Source organism: uncultured Acidaminococcus sp. (genome assembly GCA_900538365.1).
Taxonomy (GTDB): Bacteria; Bacillota; Negativicutes; order Acidaminococcales; family Acidaminococcaceae; genus Acidaminococcus.
This window is the reverse complement of sequence record UPXT01000004.1, coordinates 1-19,223: the sequence shown is the minus strand read 5'-3', so window position 1 is coordinate 19,223 and position 19,223 is coordinate 1. Positions and strand designations below refer to the sequence as shown.

The window sequence follows — 19,223 nt, the reverse complement described above, 5'->3', positions numbered from 1 at the left end:
CCTGCTTCTGTTATAAACTCAGTGCTTCTGGTTTTTCAGGGCAGCCGCAATGAACGCTTTAAACAGCGGATGCGGATTGGTCGGACGGGATTTCAGTTCCGGATGGAACTGGACCCCAACATACCAAGGATGTTCGCTTTCCGGCAGTTCGACAATTTCCGTCAGCTTGCCGTTAGGCAGCGTCCCTGCCTGGACAAGGCCATGGGAGAAGAGTTCTTCCTTGAGATCATTGTTGACTTCATAGCGATGACGATGGCGTTCACTGATAAGGTCCATTCCATAAGCTGCTTCGGCATGGCTGCCGGCAATGAGCTTGCAGGGGTACTTCCCAAGACGCATGGTCCCGCCCTTGATTTCAACGCTCATCTGTTCCGGCATGAGGTAAATCACAGGATAGGGCGTAGCTTCATCAAATTCCGTGCTGTTGGCTTTCTTCATCCCGCACACGTTGCGGGCATATTCGATGACAGCGCACTGCATACCAAGGCAGATACCAAAGAAAGGAATTTTATGTTCCCGGGCATACTGGGCAGAACGGATCATGCCTTCAATGCCGCGGTCACCAAAGCCGCCAGGGATAAGGATTCCATCGATGCCCTTGAAAATTTCGTCAAGGTTTGCTTCCGGGCTTTCCACGTCAACAGCATTGATGTATTCGATTTCCACATCGGCATGGTTGTAGAAGCTGGCATGCTTCAAGGCTTCGACGATACTGATGTAAGCATCAGGGAGTTCAACGTATTTTCCTACGACGCCAATTTTTGTCTTGTCCTTGTGGGGCGCCATGATCTTGCCGACCATATCCTTCCATTCCTTCATGTCGCAGGGACGGTCTTCCATGTTGAGTTTCTTAAGGACAACCTTGTCCATACCCTGTTCCTGGAGCAACAGGGGCACTTCATAGATGCTCTTTGCCGTCAGGGCCTGGAAGACAGCATCCGTATCCACGTCGCAGAACATGGCAATCTTTTCGCGCATTTCCTTGCTGACTTCATGTTCACTGCGGCAGACAAGGATATCCGGGGTGATGCCGATGCTGCGCAGTTCCTTGACGCTGTGCTGGGTCGGTTTGGTCTTCAGCTCGCCGGCAGCGGCAATATAAGGGACCAAGGTGACATGGATATAGAGGCAGTCATTGCGGGGGACATCCTTCTTGACTTGGCGAATGGCTTCCAGGAAGGGTTCACTTTCAATATCCCCTACGGTACCGCCAATTTCCGTAATGACAAAATCAGCGTTTTCTTCGCGGCCTACGCGGTAGACCCGTTCCTTGATCTCGTTGGTAATGTGAGGAATGACCTGTACCGTACGGCCCAAATAATCACCGCGCCGTTCCTTGTCGATGACGGATTGGTAAATCCGACCGGCCGTAACGTTGGAGTTGCGGGTCAAGTTGATATCGATGAAACGTTCATAATGGCCCAGGTCAAGGTCCGTCTCCGCGCCGTCATCGGTGACGAAAACTTCGCCGTGCTGATAAGGGCTCATCGTACCAGGATCGATATTGATGTAGGGATCGAATTTCTGGATCGTTACCTTATAGCCGCGGCTCTTGAGGAGACGGCCCAAGGACGCTGCCGTGATGCCCTTACCCAAAGACGAAACAACGCCGCCCGTTACGAAAATATACTTGGTCATGTTTTTCCTCCCTTGTCTGTTCTTGCTATAGAAAAATTACATATGGTCCGGTGCGGAAACACCGAGAATCATCAAACCATGGCGCAGCGTATGACGCGTGGCCGTAATGAGGGCCAAACGGGCCTGCTGGAGTTTTGGATCGACGCCCAGCACGCGGCACTGATTATAGAACGAATGGAAAAGACCGGCAAGGTCATAGACATAATGGGCAATCTTATGGGGTGCCCGTTCAGCTGCGGCCATTTCCACCAGATCTTCATAGTCACCTAGCTTCTTGATGAGGTCGATTTCCACTAATTCCACAAGGACCGATAGGTCACAGTGAGGATCAAGCGCAATGTGTTCCTCTTCCATCTGCTTCAAGATGCTGCAAATGCGGGCATGGGCATACTGTACATAGTACACAGGATTATCATTGGAATGTTCCGTTGCCAAGGTCAGGTCAAAGTCAAGCTGACTGTCCATGCTGCGCATGATGAAGAAATAGCGTGCCGCATCCGTTCCGACTTCTTCAATGAGCTCATTGAGAGTGACCGCCTTGCCCGTCCGCTTGCTCATCTTGACCAGCTCACCATTGCGATAGAGGCTGACCATTTGGAGAATGAGGATCTCCAGATGGCTGGGATCGTACCCCAAGGCCTCCATGGCCGCTTTCACACGGGGAATGTAGCCGTGATGATCGGCGCCCCAAAGGTTGATGACGCGGTCAAAGCCACGCTGGAATTTATTTTGATGATAGGCAATATCGGCGGCAAAATAGGTCGATACCCCGTTGTCACGAATGACTACACGGTCCTTATCATCTCCGAAATCAGTGGAACGGAACCAGAGGGCACCGCCCTTTTCGTAGATATAGCCCTTCTCCTGGAGGGCGTCCACAGCTTCCTTGATCTTATTCGCATCGTGGAGGCTCTGCTCGCTGAACCACACATCAAACTTGCAGTTAAAGGCTTCCAGATCTTCCCGCAGGGCTGCGAGCTTTTCATCCTTGGCAAGGGTCTGGAAGGCGGAAAGACGTTCTGTTTCATTCATATGAAGGAACTGATCGCCATATTTTTCTTTGATGCGCCGGGCCGTGACGATGATATCTTCCCCATGGTAGCCATTTTCCGGGAAGGGGACTTCTTTTCCAAAAAGTTCCAAATAGCGGGCATTGACGGAAAGGGCCAGATTATGCATCTGGTTGCCCGCGTCATTGATGTAGTATTCCCGTGTCACATCGTAACCGGCGGCAAGCATAAGGTTTGCCAGGCTCGAGCCAACAGCGGCTCCGCGGCCATGACCCACATGAAGGGGCCCTGTCGGGTTGGCACTCACGAATTCGATTTGAATCTTTTCGCCAGCTTTTTTGGGAAGGTTCCCATAACGCTCGCCTTTTTCAAGGATCCTTGCAAGTCCTTCATAGAGCCAGTCCGATTTCAAATAGAAATTGAGGAAGCCCGGACCGGCCACTTCCACTTTTTCGACGGCGCTGCAGTCTAGGTATTTTACGACAGCGTCAGCAATCATGCGGGGCGCACAATGGAAATTGCGCGCTGCCTGAAGGGCAAAGTTTGTTGCAAAATCGCCAAAAGCCTTTTGGGGCGGAACCGTAAAGACAAGGGGGACCATTTCCCCTTGTTTCAAGGTGCCGGCCTTGATGGCCTTTTGGACCGCTTCAGTGACGGCCTCAGTGAGTACATTCTTGATGTCCACTCTTTTGTTCCTCCTCAACAACAATCGATAGCCGAAGGGATCCGTTCGGCTGGTGATCGATTTCCATATCATATTCCAAGGTCACATCCCAGCGTCCCTCTTCCCGCTTCATTTCCAGCTGACGGGTGAAGACGCACATGGGCAGTGAAAAATACGGTGTCCGATATTGAAACAGCGTATTGCGGCCTCGTTCATAATGCTGTCTGTGCTCAAAACGGCCATGGCGGATGATGGTCAGCGCCTCTTCTGACCATTTCAAGGTCGTTGTCGTTTGATCCATGCCCGTAAGCTTGCTTTCTTCATAACGGACATAGGTCACGCCGCCCTTTTCTGTCATCTTCCCAAAGGCGATGAACGTAGACGGCCCTTCTGGATCATTTTTGTTCCAGCTGACAATCATCACCTTGACAGGAACCATGATGCCTCCTCTTTCCTACAAACAAAGTAGAGGGATTGCTCCCTTGTGCCGGTGCTGGGTCCAGCGCTGGCAAGAGCAAGCCCTCAAAAAAATCCATATATGACTGCGTGTTCCCACAGGTGGGAAGGGATTCCTGACTGCGAGGGTACCCTGTTCCAGCTTGTTGCGGGCGGACTTTCCACACGGGAACGGACAAGCTTCCGTCCTCTTGGTCCTAGCCAACCCAAAAATCACAAATATATGACATTATAATATAAATAGGGCCGAGAAACAAGGGGCCGGTCTCGTTTTTTTGGTCAGCTCAGAAAACGGGCAAATTTGATGAAAAAGTGCTCCTGTTACTGAAAAAAATGACAACATTCAGGTTATGACTCGATAAGGATAAAAGCCCTAGACCAATCTAAGGAGTTGTGTCTGAGAGGGTTTTCTGCCATGAAGCAGCCGGATTGTCATGGCCCCGTTTCTTGTCCATGGATGATCAAACGCATAAAGAAAAAGACTGTGAAGAAATGATGGGTTCATTTTTTCACAGTCTGTTGAATCAGGCTTCGTTTTGAAGGGTCCTGACCGCTTCATCGTAATGATCGGTCATTTCCTTGGGCGGTTCCTTATCAAGCAGGCTCACCACAACAATGGCAGCAAGGGAAAGGAAGAAACCGGGGATGATTTCATAAAGGCCCGTGGAAGCAAAGAAGTTTTTCCAGATAAGGACGGTCGAACCGCCGACAACGATCCCTGCAAGGGCGCCCTTTGTTGTCATTCGGCGCCAGTAAAGAGAGAGGATGACCAGCGGGCCAAAGGCCGAACCAAAGCCGGCCCAGGCATAGGATACAATGGTGAGGATCATGCTGTTTGGATCCATGGCAAGAATCAGGGACAGGATGGAGACGACAACGATCATGATGCGGCTCACCATGACAAGTTCCTTCGCCGTAGCTTTTTTATGGATGAGGACCTTATAGAAATCCGTCGTAAAGCTTGAGGCGGCGACAAGGAGCTGGCTGTCCGACGTACTCATGATGGCACCCAGGATGCCCGAAGTGATGATTCCTGCAATAAAAGGATGGAAATAACGGCCGCTCATGTGCATGAAAACCGTTTCAGCCGCACTGCCCTTGAGGCTGTCGCCCAGTTCAACGCGGCCGGTAAGACCTACGAGGACGGCCATGGCAAGGGAAACGATGACCCAGGTCACGGCAATGTGGGTGGCCTGTTTGATGCTCCTGGAAGAACGAATGGCCATGAAACGGACCAGGATATGAGGCTGCCCAAAGTAGCCCAGGCCCCAGCCTACAAGGGAAATGACGGCAGTCAAGCTGAGCGTGCTGCCATCGGCCCCTTCAATCATACTGAAGTAGTTGGAACTGATGGCGTTGAGGCGGGTTACGGTAGGTCCCACGCCGCCAATATAATACATGGCCGTTACGGGCACGATAAGGATGGAAAAGAACATGAGAAAGCCTTGGAACAGGTCCGTCCAGCAGACGGCGGCAAACCCGCCCATCAAAGTGTAAAAGACCACGATGCCGGCCGTCAAAAACAGCGCCGTGTGGTAATCCATACCAAAGGCTGTGTTAAAGAGTTTGCCGCCGGCAACAAAGCTTGATGAAGTATAGATCAAAAAGAAAATGAAAATGAAGAAAGCCGACGCAATACGCAGACTCTTTTTGGTATCTTTGAAACGATTGTCAAAATACTCCGGAAGTGTAATGGAGTTATTCATGACCTGGGTAAAGACACGCAGCCGCTTTGCTGTTACGGCCCAATTGGCCCAGGTTCCCAAGATGAGGCCAAGGGCTATCCAAAAAGCAGAAATTCCTGCCATATAGGCATAGCCAGGCAGTCCCATGAGCATCCAGCCGCTCATATCCGAGGCTTCCGCACTCATGGAGGTCACCCAAGGACCCAGGGCCCGTCCGCCTAAGGCATAGCCTTCCATATCCTCATCTTTTTTAAATGTTACAAGCCCAATGGTCACGAGGATGGCAAAATAAAGGACCAGGGCAATCAAGACGTACCAGTTGATCTGCACAGCGCCACTTCCTTCCGAGATTATGTTCACCATTATATAATAAAGGGAGATCTTCATGCAAACTGATTTTACGACCCAAGCAGCAGGTCCATGAAGAAGCGGGGCCCGCCGTACGGGTCCACCAGCCCTCTTGAAAGAAGACGAAAAAACAAAAAGGAACAACAGGGCAAAGCCCTCTTGTTCCCTTTTTCACTTCTTTATTTTTTCACAAGGAAAGATTCTTCCCGCGGCAGGGGATCGGAAAGGTCCATCTGACCGAGGACCTCGACCGGTTTGCCGTCCACGAGGAATTTAACTTTCTTTACGTCCTTGAATTCTGTCAAGGTATTGACAACAGCATAGACCATCATGGTATTGTCATAATCATTATGCCGCCTTGACAGGAAGACATCATTGAAATCGACGGAAGCAATCCCGTCTTTAACGGTAACGTCCTTGACGCTCAGACCCTTTGGAAACGTGGTTTCTTCCTTGGGGGCCTTTTCGACAAGCCGGTTCAGGACGGCAAGATAGGGATTTGTCTCATGGGCCCCGATTTCAATTTCGACAGCCTTGAGCTTTTCCGTACCCTTGCCATCGGCGCGGTAGATGACCCGCTTGACCGTCGGGGTCTTCTGTTCCTGCGTAACGGCCGTATTTTGAGACGCGGAGGGTTGGGTTCCCGGTCCTTCACAGCCGCTCAACAGGCTGGTCGCAAGAACGAGGGAAAGAGCAACGGTCAGTGCAGCAATGCGATGTTTCATCTTCTTCAACCTCCCCGATGCTGATTATAGAAATCTTCGATTCCATCGGCAATGGCCTTGGCAATCTTTTTTTGGAACCAGCTGTTATTGAGCAGCTTTTCTTCCCGTTTGTTGGTCAAAAAGAGCATTTCAACCAGGGCCCCTGGCATGGTGCTGCGCTTGTTGACGTAGAAATTGGCATAGCGCACACCGAGGTCTTCGAGGTCCCCCGTCTTTAACAGTTCATCTTGGATGCATTGGGCAACCTGGATATCATATTTTGTCTTTGGATGATAGTAGGTGGAATAGCCGCCGACACTGGTATTGACACTGGCGTTGATATGGAGGGAAATGAACAGGTCGGATTTGTTTTCCTCTGCCACATCGACACGAGCCTGCAGTTCCTGTACATCCGTTGCATCAGGTCCATAGACATCGACGTCAGTCGTACGCGTCATATAGACGATGGCACCTTTGTCTTCCAGGTACGCTTTCACCATCTTTGAAATGGGAAGGGTGATATCCTTTTCGTAGGCACCCGTCACAAGACCGTGGGTCCCCGGATCCGTACCGCCATGTCCAGGATCCAAGGTAATGCGTTTGCCTTCAATCCCGCCTACAACAGAATAACCAGATCCCTGCGTACTTGGGCGCCAGGGTTTCTTTTCCAAGGATGAGGATTTCTTCTGTGTGCCAAAGGTCTTGCGGCTTGGGCCGGCAATGACGTCGATTACTGAGCGGGTCGGCCGCTTGTAGACGGAATCGCGCTTTAGGTTGAAGGTCCTGTAATCCCCTTTGTCCAGTTTCCGTTTCATATGGATCCGCACCAAGGTCTCCGACCCCTTGGGTTCAAGGACGACTTTACTGACATAGGGCGCATTCTTCGGAACATAGGAACGGGGCACGCTTGAATTGAGCCGTGCGCCGACCGTAACCTGCAGTTCCTTTTCGATGAATTCGGAACGCATGCGAGCAGGCGTCGTTGTTTCGAGGACCACGCGGAGCTGGCGGTCAGGACTGACACCATAGGCAACTTTTGTAATTCTTGGGGCTGCGTGCACCACCGTGGCCCCAACAAGGGCCAGAAGGGCGCAGCTCATGAGCAGGATTTTTTTTAACACGATGGGACCTCCCTTTATACCCGTCGATTTTACCACGATATGCCTTCCCTTGCAAACCAGGGAAAGCGGGCTGCGTCATTTTGAAAAAAACTTCATCCATGACGCAGCACGTGCTGGATGGCTGATGGGAGCTTATCCAGAAGGTCTCCCGCCTTCATGCCGACTGTTCCCTCCCCTTTGGCAAGGTCGCCGGCAAGACCATGGACATAAACACCGGACAGGGCCGCGGCAGATGCCGAATGGACCTGTCCCAAAAGGCCAGCCACAGTTCCCGTCAGGACATCACCGGAGCCGCCAGTTGCCATGCCTTCATTGCCTGTAGAATTCACAAAGAGTTCACCGCTTGGCAGAGCAATGAGGGTCGGTGCGCATTTAAGGACAACAATGGCATTCCATCTTTTGGCCCCCAGGCGGACACACTGAATCGGGTCATCGAGGACATCGGCCGTAGGGATGCCCAAAAGACGCGCCATCTCACCGGGATGGGGTGTCAGGATTTTTTCAGGAAGACGAAAGAGCAGCGCATCTTCACCGGCTAGGGCGTTGAGCCCATCCGCGTCGATGACAAGGGGCATAGAAAGCTGCTGGACAAGGCTCCTGACAAAGCGTACCGTTTCCGGTGCCTTGCCAAGGCCGGGTCCAAGGGCAACAACATCACAGTGGGAAAGTTCCTTTACGGAAGCTTCCACATCAAGGAAATCAAAGGTCTTGACCATGACTTCCGTACTTTTGATGGCAAGAGGTTCCCAGGCTGCTTCTTCCGTATAAACGGTCACGAGTCCCCCGCCAGCACGAACGGCGGCTTTGCTTGTCAGCTCCGCCGCCCCAATATAACTGCGGGAGCCTGCTACAAGGGCAATGCGTCCATTGGTTCCCTTGTGGGCGTTTTTGGGGCGATGAGGCAGCAGGGGCGCGATACAGGCGTCATCAAGCAAGGTCATGGAGCTTTCCGCCTCAGCTTCCACCTGTTTGGGTGTGCCGATGGAATGCACCTTGACCGTGCCAGCATAAAGGGCACCGGGATAAAGGTAAAGACCGGGCTTAGGTGCCACCATGGTCACTGTAACGTCCGCCTTGAGGGCTAGATCGGCTTTCCCCGTATCAGCGTCAACACCGCTTGGCAGGTCGATGGCAAGGATAGGGACAGATAGTTCCTTAAGGGCGCGCACAAAGGAAAGGATAGGCTCCCGGAGACTGCCATGAAAGCTCGTTCCTACAAGGCCATCCAAAAGAAGATCTGCCTGTCGAGCCGCTGCAAGGGCCTTTTGGGGCTCTTTTTTCCAGGCAAAACGGGGAAAATCAAAGCCTTCTGTCATAACAAGTTCCGCCTGGGCAGCCTTTCCCATCTCTTCCGGACCGGCTGTAAGGATGAGGGAGCAGGAAGCGCCCCAGCGTGACAAAAAGCGTAGGGCCGCAAGCCCGTCACCGCCATTATTTCCCTTTCCGCACAAAAGGACAATCCGTTTTCCAGCAGCGCCGCCCAAAAAGGCACGGGCTTCTTCTGCCACGGCGTGGCCGGCATTTTCAATGAGCACCGTCTCAGGAAATCCCATTTCTTCAATCAGACGGGCATCTACGCCTTTCATGGCCTTTTTCCCGATGAGTTTCACCTTTATCCCTCCAATACCACTTGCGCGATGGCCAGATCCTTCGTATGACTGATGGAAACGTGGACTTTATTGACGCGGCGGTTCATGGCCGCAATGAGGACCGGCCCCAAGAGATGGACCTGGGGTACTCCCGTGGCATCAGGCAGGGTCTCGATTTTTTCAAACTGGCCGGGCAGGATGCCCGTTCCAAGGGCCTTGCCCACAGCTTCTTTCACGGCATAGCGTCCGGCAAAAGACTCTGCTGCATGGCTTTTCTTGCTTTCGCAGAAGGCAATTTCCTCGTCCGTAAAGATTTTTTCCTTGAAGCCTTCCTGCTGGAGGGCTTTTTCTATCCGGCTGACCTCAACAAGGTCAACCCCAATACCAATGATCATCATGGGACTCCTTTTGCAGACAGTTATTTGGATCGTTGGGCCGCCTTCCATTGAAGGATTTTTTGAAGGCGCTCCTTATAGCGCACTTCAAAGCCTTCTTCCGTAGGTCGGTAATAGCGCCGTCCCTTAAGGGAATCGGGCAGGCAGTCCATAGCCGCCATCTTTTCCTTTGTATCATGGGCGTAGATATAGCCCTTGCCATATCCTGCTTCCTTCATGAGGGCGGTCGGAGCATTGCGTATGACAAGGGGGACTGGTTCCCGCAGCTGATGCAGTGCGTCTTCCCTTGCTTCCATATAGGCAAGCTCCATGGCGTTGGACTTAGGGGACATGGCCATATAGATGACCGCATGGGTCAAGTTGACGGAACACTCAGGCATACCTATGAAATGACAGGCCTCATAGGCAGCCACAGCAACTTCAAGGGCCCGGGAATCCGCAATTCCTACATCCTCACTGGCAAAGCGAACGACGCGGCGGGCAATGTATAATGGATCCTCCCCTGCTTCCAGCATGCGGGCAAGCCAGTAAACCGCGGCATCGGGATCGGAGTTGCGCATGGATTTGTGAAGGGCGGAAATGAGGTTATAGTGTTCCTCTCCGGATTTGTCATAGAGGAAGGACTTTTGGCTCGTACACTCTTTCAGTGTCTCTTCCGTCACATAGATCCCATCTTCCCTCACGTCCCCATTAAGGACGACCATTTCCAGCGTGGACAGGGCACTGCGGGCATCCCCGCTGGCAAATTCCGCAACGATGCGGAGCTTGTCATCATCCATATGGACATGCTGGTCTCCCAAGCCCCGGGGATCGTTCAGGGCCCGTTTCAAAAGGGCCATGATGTCTTCTGTCGTAAGTTCCTTGAGAACAAAAACCTTGCAGCGGGACAGGAGGGCGCCATTGACTTCAAAGGACGGGTTTTCTGTTGTCGCCCCGATGAGGATGATGCTTCCTTTTTCTACAAAGGGCAGGAAGGCATCCTGCTGGGCCCTGTTGAAACGGTGGATTTCGTCGATAAAGACGATGGTCCGCTGTCCAAACCGCGTCTGTTCATCTGCCCGCTGCATGACCGTGCGGATTTCCTTGATACCGCTGGTCACGGCCGAGAAGGTGATGAAACTGGCTTTTGTCGTATGGGCGATGATCTTTGCGAGGGTTGTCTTCCCCACACCGGGCGGGCCCCAGAAAATCATGGAAGAAATCTGGTCCCTTTCAATCAGGTTGCGCAGGACCTTGCCTTTACCCAATAGATGCTGCTGCCCCTGGAACTCATCCAGCGATTGGGGGCGAAGCCGTTCCGCCAAGGGTTCATGGGCAGGGGTCTTAAACAGACTGTCTTCTTCCATGGCCATACCTCCTTATGTTTCGTGCCTTTTATTATAACATAGGAAGCTTGCGAAAAACGCAGATAATCCGCTAAACCCATAAAGAAAAACCCCTGCGGCAGCGCGCAGGGGGAAAGTTTATGCTTTTTCTTGGGTCTTGAGCAAGCCTGCAAGGTCCGAGATCCTGGCCTCATTGGGGAGAATATAGAGATAATCACCTGGCATAAGCACAAGGCTGGCATCGGGAATGAGGGTACTGTCTCCGCGCCGCACGGAAATCACCAGGGCCTTGCCAGGAAACTTCAGGTCCTTGAGGGTCTTTCCTTCGGCAAGGGAACCGCTTTCCACAGCGGCTTCATAGACATAGGGATTGCGCTGCAGCCGGTCCTTTTGGGCCGTCTTCGGAAAGCGGACCTTAAGGTCATCTTCAAGGATAGCGTCAAAAATGGGGCGATCGCGGAGCAGCTCCCCTGCCGCATAGGCAAATAGGGTGACGATGCCAAGGGAAACCATATGGTAGAACCGGCCTGTCAGTTCCAAAAGCAGCAGGATCCCCGTCACAGGGGCCCTGACAGAACCCGTGAAAAAGCCGGCCATGGCAAAGACCACCATATGGAGCCGATATTCCGGCGGCAAAAGGCCCAGGCCCGTAGCAAGGCTGCCGTAAAGACCGCCGCAGATGGCCCCTAGTACCAGCATGGGCTGAAGGGAGCCGCCAGGCGCACCGGAACCGGTACTGAACATGGTAAAGGCAAATTTCCCAATAAGGAGCATAATGATGAAGGGAACCGTTCCCTCAAGCTCCACCATATCTTCTATGACTCCATCACCGGCCCCCAACACGTAGGGGAAAAAGAACGTGAGAGGAATCGTAAGAAGGAGCGGGAAAAGGATCTTCATCCACGGTGCCTTGAAAAAAGGCAGACCATAAAAACGCCCCATGTTCAGGGAGGCTTTATTGAAAAGCACCCCGATTGTCCCCGTAAAAAGCCCCAAAAGGGCCAAATGGGGTAAATAAGCCGCATCGAGAATGGGCATCCGCGGGATGGCAAAAACTGTTTCCGTGCCAAACACGAAATGAGCCACTACGGTGGCCGTCAGGCTGGCCATAAGGGTTGGCAGCATGACAAGGGCGGAAAGATTCTTATGGATGACTTCCATCGTAAAAAGGCAGCCTGCCATCGGCGCATTGAAGGCGGCGGCAAGGCCGGCCCCTGCACCGCTGCTGATGAGGGCCCGGGTCTCCACATTGGAGTTATGGAAGAGTTTGCCAATACCTTGACCTGCCATACCGCCAATCTGGACAGAAGGCCCCTCCCGCCCCATGGACAGCCCCGCTCCAATCCCTAGGGCGGTAGTGATGAGTTTGACCACGATGACACGGAACCAATGGAGGCTTGAATAAACACCAATGACAATGCCGCGCACTTGGGGGATACCGCTGCCGCCGGCAATGGGAACCCATTTGACGAGGCCGCTGATGACAAAGCTCGTCACCACAAGGGCAAGGACCCAGAAGAAAGCGTAGGTCATGGAGACATTCTGCAAAAAGGCCACTATGAGGGAGCGCCGTTCTGAAACATATTCAAGGCAGCTGCGCAAAAGGGCAATCCAGCCGCCGGCAAACAAGCCAACGAGAACCCCTTCAAGGGCAAGACGCAGTTTCAGCGTCGGGATATGGATCATCCCTTCCAAGGTTCTTTCCGTGTCATTTTTCTTCATTATTCCACTCCATCAAAAAGACCAGTAAAGTCGAGGGTTGCAAAATAGTCTTTTGGGGTCTGGGCGCGGCGGATCATTTTGATGGTTCCGTCCTGCTGGAGCAGGAGCTCTGCGCACCATAGCTTGCCATTATAGTTGTAGCCCATGGCATAGCAGTGGGCGCCTGCATCATGAAGAAAGAGATAGTCCCCTTCTTCAATTTCCGGAAGCATCCGGTCAACGGCAAACTTATCATTATTTTCACAAAGTCCGCCCGTCACGTCATATTTATGGTCGCAAGGGGCATCTTCCTTGCCAAGGACCGTAATATGATGATAGGCCCCATACATGGCAGGACGGATCAGGTTGGCCGCACAGGCATCAAGACCGACGTATTCCTTATAGATATGTTTGAAATGGATGGCCTTTGCAACAAGCGCCCCATAAGGCCCCGTGACAAAGCGGCCCATTTCCGTCATAAGGCGCACGTTTGTCATGCCTTCAGGACCAAAGACCTCATCATAGACGCGGTGGACCCCTTCACCAATGGCCAGGATATCGTTCGGCATCTGGTCCGGACGGTAAGGAATGCCGACGCCGCCGGAAAGGTTGATGAAGCTGACGGCAATCCCCGTTTCATGTTTGACTTCCACGGCCAATTCAAAAAGCTGGCGGGCCAGTTCCGGATAATACTCATTGGTCACGGTATTGCTGGCAAGGAAAGCATGGATGCCAAACTCCTTGGCGCCCTTGTTCTTGAGAATCTTGAAGGCTTCCATGAGCTGGGCCTTGGTCATCCCATATTTGGAGTCGCCGGGATTATCCATGATGTCGTTGCCAAGGGCAAAGGTACCGCCCGGATTATACCGGCAGCAAATGGTTTCTGGAATACCGACAAGACGCTCCACCGTATCGATCATCGTAAAATCATCAAGGTTGATGATGGCTCCCAATTCAGCAGCCAGACGATAATCCTGATCCGGCGTATCATTTGACGAGAACATGATGTCATGACCGGAAAATCCGCAGACCTTACTCATCAAAAGTTCCGTGTAGGACGAACAATCTGTCCCGCAGCCTTCTTCTTGGAGGATCTTCAAAAGATAAGGGTTGGGCGTTGCCTTGACAGCAAAATACTCCTTATAGCCCTTGTTCCAGGAAAAGGCTTGGTTGATTTTCCGTGCCGTTTCGCGGATGCCTTTTTCATCATAGATGTAAAATGGCGTTGGATAGGTCTTTGCAATTTCCTCGACCTGTGTTTTGGTAACAAATGGTACTTTCTTCATGGAAGTTATGTCCCCTCTCATTCAAGCATTGATCCCAGATCAGCCCAGGATCATTCGATCATTATCCAGTTCTTCTCCCGAGGCCTTTTCAAACAGATTCAATAGGTCCGGGATGGTGAGCCGCTTTTTTTCTTCGCCGCCCACATCGACAACGATGCGGCCGGCATTCATCATGATGAGGCGGTTGCCAAAGCGCAGGGCATCCCGCATATTGTGCGTAATCATGAGGCTGGTCAGATGGTCCCGGGCAATGACTTTTTGCGTCAGGCCAAGAACCTTTTCCGCCGTCTTTGGGTCAAGGGCAGCCGTGTGCTCATCAAGAAGCAGCAATTTAGGATGATTCATGGCAGCCATAAGAAGCGTCAGGGCTTGGCGCTGCCCGCCGGAAAGCAGTCCCACCCGAGCGGTCAGGCGGTCTTCAAGGCCTAGGTCCAGTTCCTTTAGCAGTTCCCTGAAATGGGCCCGTTCGTCTTCCTTCAAGGCCCAGGAAAGGCCCGGTCTCTTGCCGCGGCGGCTGGCTATAGCGAGATTTTCCTCGATCATCATGCCGGCTGCTGTGCCCATCATGGGGTCCTGGAAGACGCGGCCTATATAGCGGGCCCGCTTATGCTCCGGCATTCGGGTAAGATCCACATCATCAATGGTTATGGAGCCTTCATCTATAGGAAAGACGCCAGCGATGGAGTTCAAGAGGGTCGATTTCCCGGCCCCATTGCCGCCGATGATGGTGATGAAATCTCCAGTTTCCATATGGAGATTGACGCCGCGCAGGGCTTTTTTCTCATTAATGGTCCCAGGAAAGAAGGTTTTACTGATATTTTTTAGTTCCAACATGGTCAGCCCACCTTTCTTCTCTGGACCTTATCCCGCATCATGGGCAGGGCAAGGGCAATGACGACAAGGACGCTCGTAAAAAGCTTGAGGTCGTTGGGCGGCATTCCCATCTGGAGCACGATGGCAATAACAAAGCGGTAAACAATGGAGCCAAGGACAACGGAAATCAGGCTGTTCTTGAAACTCCGCGTACCAAAGAGGACTTCCCCAATGATGACGGACGCAAGGCCGATGACGATGGTGCCTACGCCCATCCCTACATCGAAAAAGCCATTGTTCATGCCAATGAAGGCGCCTGCCATGGCAGTGAGTGCATTACTCAGGAAAAGCCCCAAAAGAAGCATGACATTGGTATCGACGCCTTGGGCGCGAATCATTTGCGGGTTAAAGCCCGTGGCCCGGATGGCGGCCCCGATCTCTGTACCAAAAAACCAGTAGATCAAGGTCCCGATGACCACCGTGGCCAAAAAGCCGATGGCAAAGACGGACTGAACATAGTCAAGGCCTAAGTTTTCCATATAGGTAAACGCCGTTTCCTTCCCCAAAAGGGATACGTTGGCTTTGCCCATGATGCGCAGGTTAACGGAATAAAGGGCAATCATGGAAAGGATTCCCGCAAGCAGCGACGGGATGCGAAGCTTTGTGTGAAGAAGCCCCGTTACGATGCCTGCAAGGCCTCCCACCAGCCCTGCGGCAAGAAGGGCCAGCAAGGGATGCTGGTCCCGGGTCAGGAAATAGACGCAAATGGCAGCGCCCAAGGGAAAGGACCCTTCGACGGTCATATCGGCAAAATCAAGGACCCGGAAAGTGATGTAGACACCAAGGGCCAAAAGGGACCATAAAAGTCCCTGGGAGAGAGTAGGGATTATCAAATCAATCATAACGGATGCTGCCTCCTTTATCGCTCACAAATCAGAACGAAGCTGCAGTGATCTTACCAGCTGCAGCTCCGTCATGGATCTTTGTTTGACCCATCTTTTCTTATTCGACAACATCGGCGCCGTTACGGATAGATTCCGGAATGGTGATGCCCAGAAGTTTGGCCGCGGCATCATTGACCGTTGCCTTGACATCCTTTTGGGTTTCAATGGGCATATCCTGGGGTTTTGCTTCCCCGCGAAGCACCTTCACAGCCATCAAGCCCGTCTGCCAGCCCAGTTTGTAGTAGTCGATCCCGATGGTCGCAAGGGCACCTTTCCGGACTTCACCCGGTTCACCGGCAATCACAGGAATCTTGGCGGCATTGGTTACCTTCGTGAGGACCGGTACGGCCGAAGCCATGACATTATCCGTTGGGATATAGATGACGTCGACCCCTTGGGCCACAAGGCCTTGGGCAGCCTGCTGGATATCATTGACATTGCTTACCGTCGCTTCCTTGACGGTAAGTCCCTTTTCCCCGGCGATTTTCTTCATGATGGAGACTTGAAGCTGGGAATTGACTTCGCTCGAGCAGTACATGACACCGACCGTCCTGGCCTTGGGCAGGAGGGTCTTTAAAAGGTCAACCTGCTTATCAATGGGGTTCATGTCCGTCGTGCCCGAAACGTTGGTCCCCGGCTTTGCATTATCCTTGACGAGCTTGGCTTCTTTATAATCCGTGATGGCCGTTCCCAAAATAGGAATGGTCTTCGTTGCATTGGCCGCGGTCTGGGTAGCCGGCGTTGCAATGGCACAGATCAGGTCCACTTTGTTGTTGACAAAACGCTGGGTAATGGTCTGCAGATTGGATTGGTCAGCCTGGGCATTTTGCTGGTCCACTTCAAGATTCTGCCCTTCTTTATAGCCATTGGCCGCAAGGGCATCAATAAAGCCTTTATTAGCGGCATCAAGGGCATCGTGGGTCACGAGCTGGACAACGCCAATCTTGGCACTGTCTTTTTTTGCTGGCGCGGCGCCCTTACCGCCCACACATCCTGCTGTAAGCCCTAGGGCGGCAACGGCAAGGAGAATCAAGCCCTTTTTCACATTGATCAAATTTTTCATGCTTCCCATCCTTCTTTCCTTCTTTTCTACTGTGGTCAGTCAAGTTCCATGATGAACTGCTGTATTTTGTAATCATACCATATTCCGTCTTAGGGTACAACAGAATGATTCCTTTTAGAGAAGAATATAAGAAAAAATGCTTCATTTTGTTAACTTTTATATAGTGCAGAAGAAATTGATTTCCCAGCACGGCACATAGGGATGGCGGCGGAGATAAACGCGATACTCCGGTACCAGCTGCCAAATGGATAGGGGCAGGCGCCACAGGTCATCATCATGATGATAGCCGGCAATGAGCATCTTGGGGTACCACGTACGGATGCTCTTCGTGCCCCCCAAAAGGGCTTCTTTTTCCGCGCCTTCCACATCCATCTTAAGATAGGTGACGCGCTCCTGCCCCACGATTTCGTCAAGGCTCACCCCTTCCGTGACGGTTTTTCCCGTCCGCGTAAGATAGGACATCCTCCCCCCCTTGGCAGCAAGGGGCAAAGAAGAAGGCCCGCTCCAAATAGCCTTCTGATGGAGGGCACATTTGCGGATCTGCTGGGTTTCCACAAAGGCCCGCAGCTTCTTGAAGTTCTTCGGGTCCGGCTCTACGGCGTCCATATGCTCATAGTGACCATCCGTAAGGGCAAGGAACTCCCGCAGCGTGTCGCCGTTATAGGCTCCAAGGTCCACATAGCGTTCCCGGTCGGACCAGGGAAAAAGGGTCAAAAGATCATCCCAACGCTGCGAGACCCCTTCCAGATAGGTCAGCTTCCCGCTGAGTTTGTAGTCTAGGATGTCGCAAAATACGCGGCGGCTCTTGCTGTCAGCAAGGCACTCATAGACCGTTTCAAGTTCCGTTTCATGGGCAAGGAGCCAAGCTGGGGATACCACAGAGTCATCGTCAAATAAGGGCAGATGGGGTGCATAGGTCTCGTGCTGACGGCTGATGGCAAAAAAACGGGCAAGGATCTCCGGCCGTTCGCTGGCAAAGGCAATGAGCACAATGGCGTCTGGATAGGCCGCGTGGACCTGGGCGTAGGTTAAGACGGAAAATCCCCGAAAAACCTGGCCCCTGACAAATTCATCGCTTGCAAAGACGGCCTTGACGGGAATACCTAACCGGGCCAAGCGATCAAAAATGGCATCTGCCCCATTTCCCATGCCGTAAAGGACAATGGGACGCGTTTGCTTTTTTAGGTACTGCCAAAGGGTTTCATGTTCTCGTAAAGGCACCATGGTAAGTCCTCCTTAGGCTGCTTTTTTAAGGGCTAGATGAGGCCCGGCCGTTTTTTGCTCCTTTTGCCGATAAGCCGCGGCAGCAGCCCATTTCTGGAGCTGTTCCGTCATGCGCATCGCTCCTTCATCGAGGCTTTCTCCCAGTGCACAGTCACTGTCATAAAAACGCAGGATGCGGATATCCTCATAATAGATATCACTTGAGCGGTCGCCGTCGATGGAAATGAAATGAGTTCCGTCCACAGGGCCCCTTTTTTCGGCAAGATACAAGGCTCCTGCCATGAGGCGTGCCCGGTAAAGGGGCTTGTCATAGCCATGGGCCTTGGTGAAGGTAAAGGAAAATGCCCCGTCCGATACGACAGCACTGCCATCTGCATTTTCCGTTACTTTTTCCGGCAGATGAAGGGCGTCCACTTCCTTGAGGGCCGCTTTGAGACGGGCTTCCGGTTCTGGATGGGACGAATAAAGACCATACTCTGGATTGCCCAAGTCCTTGGCAAGGTCCTCGAGTTTGGCCATCGTGACGGCAGCGCCATAGGGATTGAAACCAGCTTCTTTCACAAGACGGAAGCCTTCCTGATCGGCTTCCCGCTCATCTCCCCGACTGTAGCTTGCCATAAGAGCCGAACTGACCGTGGAAGCAAGGGCCATCCCCGCGCCAGGATCCCCGCTGGCCGCGCCGGCAAGGATGGTGAGAAGAGATAGGGCCATCTGCTTTTCGATCTGATGGACCGTGTGACGCTTTTCAATGTGCCCAATTTCATGGCCTAGGACAGCGGCAAGCTCATCATCACTGGTCATGGTGTCCACAAGGCCCTTATAGACATAGATGAAGCCGCCGGGGCAGGCAAGGGCATTGACGTCCTGGGTATTGAGGACCTTAAAGGTATAAGGAATCTGACGCGTCGAATGAGCGGCAAGGGCCTGTCCAATGCGGTCGATGCGGCTTGCCACTTCATCATCCTGATAGAGTCCGTATTGGGCTTCCAGGGCTTTTCCCGCCCTTTCTCCCATTTCAATTTCCTGTTTTTCACTGATCATGGCCGCTTGGGCCGTCGGAATAAAAGAAAGTCCGAAAATAAGGCAAAAAAGAAGCAGGATTTTTTTCATCATCAAGGTGTCCTTTCCTAGGTTCTTCCCCTATTATACACGACGAACGGGCAAGCGTCATGATTTGTCCTTTTTTCTTCACAAAGCGGGGCCTAAGCGTAAAATGTTTCTCGGTAGGGAAAAATAGTCCTTGCAAAATAAAGGGGA

General features: G+C 52.4%; 16 protein-coding genes. All 16 read right to left on the bottom strand.

All coding sequences use genetic code 11. From position 1 onward, the window contains the following. Positions 1 to 18 precede the first annotated feature (18 nt). The 16 genes from QZQ08_RS01370 to QZQ08_RS01295 all read right to left on the bottom strand — a co-directional run bounded on the left by QZQ08_RS01370 (position 19) and on the right by QZQ08_RS01295 (position 19,079). On the bottom strand, positions 19 to 1,638 hold the full coding sequence (locus tag QZQ08_RS01370; RefSeq protein ID WP_296326858.1) for a CTP synthase: 1,620 nt from the start codon (positions 1,636 to 1,638) through the stop codon (positions 19 to 21). Positions 1,639 to 1,674: 36 nt separating this feature from the next. Next, positions 1,675 to 3,333, bottom strand: coding sequence for an arginine--tRNA ligase (gene argS / locus QZQ08_RS01365; RefSeq protein ID WP_296326855.1), 1,659 nt, complete (start codon positions 3,331 to 3,333; stop codon positions 1,675 to 1,677). Continuing rightward, positions 3,308 to 3,751 carry a DUF1934 domain-containing protein gene (locus QZQ08_RS01360; RefSeq protein ID WP_296326853.1) on the bottom strand — a complete coding sequence of 148 codons (444 nt, stop codon included), beginning with the start codon at positions 3,749 to 3,751 and terminating at the stop codon, positions 3,308 to 3,310. The genes argS and QZQ08_RS01360 overlap by 26 nt, the downstream gene beginning before the upstream one ends. A 541-nt stretch (positions 3,752 to 4,292) precedes the next feature. Beyond that, the gene (gene putP / locus QZQ08_RS01355; RefSeq protein ID WP_296326851.1) at positions 4,293 to 5,816 is read right to left on the bottom strand and encodes a sodium/proline symporter PutP; all 1,524 of its coding nucleotides are present in this window, start codon (positions 5,814 to 5,816) and stop codon (positions 4,293 to 4,295) included. 164 nt (positions 5,817 to 5,980) lie between these two features. Next, positions 5,981 to 6,526, bottom strand: coding sequence for a GerMN domain-containing protein (locus QZQ08_RS01350; RefSeq protein ID WP_296326849.1), 546 nt, complete (start codon positions 6,524 to 6,526; stop codon positions 5,981 to 5,983). Positions 6,527 to 6,531: 5 nt separating this feature from the next. Next, positions 6,532 to 7,626 carry an N-acetylmuramoyl-L-alanine amidase gene (locus tag QZQ08_RS01345; protein WP_296326847.1) on the bottom strand — a complete coding sequence of 365 codons (1,095 nt, stop codon included), beginning with the start codon at positions 7,624 to 7,626 and terminating at the stop codon, positions 6,532 to 6,534. Between the two features lie 92 nt (positions 7,627 to 7,718). After that, positions 7,719 to 9,236, bottom strand: coding sequence for an NAD(P)H-hydrate dehydratase (locus QZQ08_RS01340; protein WP_296326845.1), 1,518 nt, complete (start codon positions 9,234 to 9,236; stop codon positions 7,719 to 7,721). A gap of 2 nt (positions 9,237 to 9,238) precedes the next feature. Next, positions 9,239 to 9,613 carry a holo-ACP synthase gene (acpS, locus tag QZQ08_RS01335; protein ID WP_296326843.1) on the bottom strand — a complete coding sequence of 125 codons (375 nt, stop codon included), beginning with the start codon at positions 9,611 to 9,613 and terminating at the stop codon, positions 9,239 to 9,241. A gap of 20 nt (positions 9,614 to 9,633) precedes the next feature. Then, positions 9,634 to 10,956 carry a replication-associated recombination protein A gene (locus tag QZQ08_RS01330; protein ID WP_296326841.1) on the bottom strand — a complete coding sequence of 441 codons (1,323 nt, stop codon included), beginning with the start codon at positions 10,954 to 10,956 and terminating at the stop codon, positions 9,634 to 9,636. A gap of 117 nt (positions 10,957 to 11,073) precedes the next feature. Then, positions 11,074 to 12,657 (bottom strand): ClC family H(+)/Cl(-) exchange transporter, encoded by a 1,584-nt coding sequence (locus tag QZQ08_RS01325; RefSeq protein WP_296326839.1) that lies wholly within the window; start codon positions 12,655 to 12,657, stop codon positions 11,074 to 11,076. Beyond that, entirely contained in the window at positions 12,657 to 13,922 is a 1,266-nt protein-coding gene (locus tag QZQ08_RS01320) for a diaminopimelate decarboxylase (RefSeq protein WP_296326837.1), read from the bottom strand. Before QZQ08_RS01320 ends, QZQ08_RS01325 begins: the two co-directional genes overlap by 1 nt. A 39-nt stretch (positions 13,923 to 13,961) precedes the next feature. Continuing rightward, the gene (locus tag QZQ08_RS01315) at positions 13,962 to 14,756 is read right to left on the bottom strand and encodes an ABC transporter ATP-binding protein (RefSeq protein ID WP_296326835.1); all 795 of its coding nucleotides are present in this window, start codon (positions 14,754 to 14,756) and stop codon (positions 13,962 to 13,964) included. 2 nt (positions 14,757 to 14,758) lie between these two features. Continuing rightward, positions 14,759 to 15,637 carry an ABC transporter permease gene (locus QZQ08_RS01310; RefSeq protein WP_296326832.1) on the bottom strand — a complete coding sequence of 293 codons (879 nt, stop codon included), beginning with the start codon at positions 15,635 to 15,637 and terminating at the stop codon, positions 14,759 to 14,761. A 100-nt stretch (positions 15,638 to 15,737) separates the two neighbouring features. After that, entirely contained in the window at positions 15,738 to 16,742 is a 1,005-nt protein-coding gene (locus QZQ08_RS01305; RefSeq protein ID WP_296326804.1) for an ABC transporter substrate-binding protein, read from the bottom strand. A gap of 156 nt (positions 16,743 to 16,898) precedes the next feature. After that, on the bottom strand, positions 16,899 to 17,966 hold the full coding sequence (locus QZQ08_RS01300) for an FkbM family methyltransferase (protein WP_296326802.1): 1,068 nt from the start codon (positions 17,964 to 17,966) through the stop codon (positions 16,899 to 16,901). Between the two features lie 12 nt (positions 17,967 to 17,978). Further along, positions 17,979 to 19,079, bottom strand: coding sequence for a M48 family metalloprotease (locus QZQ08_RS01295; RefSeq protein WP_296326801.1), 1,101 nt, complete (start codon positions 19,077 to 19,079; stop codon positions 17,979 to 17,981). Between the last annotated feature and the right edge of the window lie 144 nt (positions 19,080 to 19,223).

Bases quoted from the DNA above. Each gene is read 5' to 3' on its own strand.
- QZQ08_RS01370 (WP_296326858.1), bottom strand. From the start codon at position 1,638: ATGACCAAGTATATTTTCGTAACGGGCGGCGTTGTTTCGTCTTTGGGT.
- QZQ08_RS01360 (WP_296326853.1), bottom strand. From the start codon at position 3,751: ATGGTTCCTGTCAAGGTGATGATTGTCAGCTGGAACAAAAATGATCCA.
- putP (WP_296326851.1), bottom strand. From the start codon at position 5,816: ATGGTGAACATAATCTCGGAAGGAAGTGGCGCTGTGCAGATCAACTGG.
- QZQ08_RS01350 (WP_296326849.1), bottom strand. From the start codon at position 6,526: ATGAAACATCGCATTGCTGCACTGACCGTTGCTCTTTCCCTCGTTCTT.
- acpS (WP_296326843.1), bottom strand. From the start codon at position 9,613: ATGATGATCATTGGTATTGGGGTTGACCTTGTTGAGGTCAGCCGGATA.
- QZQ08_RS01330 (WP_296326841.1), bottom strand. From the start codon at position 10,956: ATGGAAGAAGACAGTCTGTTTAAGACCCCTGCCCATGAACCCTTGGCG.
- QZQ08_RS01325 (WP_296326839.1), bottom strand. From the start codon at position 12,657: ATGAAGAAAAATGACACGGAAAGAACCTTGGAAGGGATGATCCATATC.
- QZQ08_RS01320 (WP_296326837.1), bottom strand. From the start codon at position 13,922: ATGAAGAAAGTACCATTTGTTACCAAAACACAGGTCGAGGAAATTGCA.
- QZQ08_RS01315 (WP_296326835.1), bottom strand. From the start codon at position 14,756: ATGTTGGAACTAAAAAATATCAGTAAAACCTTCTTTCCTGGGACCATT.
- QZQ08_RS01310 (WP_296326832.1), bottom strand. From the start codon at position 15,637: ATGATTGATTTGATAATCCCTACTCTCTCCCAGGGACTTTTATGGTCC.
- QZQ08_RS01305 (WP_296326804.1), bottom strand. From the start codon at position 16,742: ATGAAAAATTTGATCAATGTGAAAAAGGGCTTGATTCTCCTTGCCGTT.
- QZQ08_RS01300 (WP_296326802.1), bottom strand. From the start codon at position 17,966: ATGGTGCCTTTACGAGAACATGAAACCCTTTGGCAGTACCTAAAAAAG.
- QZQ08_RS01295 (WP_296326801.1), bottom strand. From the start codon at position 19,079: ATGATGAAAAAAATCCTGCTTCTTTTTTGCCTTATTTTCGGACTTTCT.